Genomic DNA, 1,104 nt, shown 5'->3' with positions numbered 1-1,104 from the left:
GGCGGGAGGACTGAACCTCTATCAATACAGCCCAAATCCCGTCGGCTGGATCGATCCTTGGGGTTGGAGTTGCGTTCAGTTCAAACGCTGGAAACGCGGCCAAGCCATAGACAAACCGTTGCCTAACGGCAAAGCTCCGGCTTGGGATGTGGTAAGAAATCGGTACTGGAAAAACCGCCATGAAGCTTCAAAAACATCTGGCGAATTCAGTCCGTCTAACATGAGCCGTATGAAGCGTGGTTCGGCACCCCTGGACGCCAACGGCAACTCAATGGAATTGCATCACCACAACCCTCAAAGAAACGGTGGTAGGGATGTGAACAATCCTCGAAACCTGCGTGAGGTCACTCGCGAGCAGCACGCAGCACTTGATGAATTCAGACATTTAGGAAGCAAGTAATGACCGCTATAGACATCATTAAAAAATTCGTCGAAGGCTCTATTTCACCCAAGGAATTCGAAGAAAATGTCTACGCAGATGCAACTGTCGAAGCGTTGCTGAAAGGTGAGAAAAACTTGCCAGCGTACGTCAGTGAACCTGATCTCTATACCTATGCAATCAGTCAGGACTTTCGAAATTTTGAGTGCATTTACAATGTTCAAACGCTTCTGTCGGGTGTTCTGAGCAAGAATGGCATTACTCACACGGTGGAAAAAAAGTACGAAAATCTATTTAACCTGACGCTAAAAGTTCAACCAAAGTGGCTGTCCCTATCATCCGACTATCTATCGAACCTAATCGAAGAGCAAAAAAACCTGAGTCCGAAAGATTTGCAATCGTGGTTGAAGGAAAAAATAAAAACTGATTTTCGGTGTTTGAAAACACAGCCAAAATGGCTTCAAAGCCCCGAATGGCCAATAGAAAGCGGAAAGCCGATGGTTTTCGTGGGGCAGCTCGACATTAGCGAATTGAGCCACGACAGCGCACAGGCTTACCTTTTTTTTGATGAAGATAAAAAGACCTTCCATACCATCACCCAAGCATGCTGATGAGCAGTTAAGTGGGGAACATTTAAATTTACAATCAAATAAATCCCTACCCTTTGGCAATTCCCAAGCCCTGCGCTTCGCCTACGACGTCCATGGTCAGTTGCTCGCCGAACG

General features: G+C 46.6%; 2 protein-coding genes. Both read left to right on the top strand.

The window, feature by feature from the left end; genetic code table 11:
* Positions 1–400 (top strand): HNH/ENDO VII family nuclease (locus tag L8K08_RS30160; protein WP_277933779.1); only part of this gene is annotated, 400 nt, incomplete at its 5' end.
* Positions 400–990 carry a hypothetical protein gene (locus L8K08_RS30155; RefSeq protein ID WP_242201985.1) on the top strand — a complete coding sequence of 197 codons (591 nt, stop codon included), beginning with the start codon at positions 400–402 and terminating at the stop codon, positions 988–990. The genes L8K08_RS30160 and L8K08_RS30155, both read left to right, overlap by 1 nt.
* Positions 991–1,104: the final 114 nt, after the last annotated feature.

Origin of the sequence: Pseudomonas sp. TREG-RG-20F-10-E-6-01, from assembly GCF_022662455.1 — a bacterium.
Lineage (GTDB): Bacteria > Pseudomonadota > Gammaproteobacteria > Pseudomonadales > Pseudomonadaceae > Aquipseudomonas.
This window is presented reverse-complemented; position numbering and strand designations above follow the sequence as displayed.

What these genes read in the sequence shown, in the direction of transcription:
- L8K08_RS30155 (WP_242201985.1), top strand. Translation starts at nt 400, where the DNA reads ATGACCGCTATAGACATCATTAAAAAATTCGTCGAAGGCTCTATTTCA.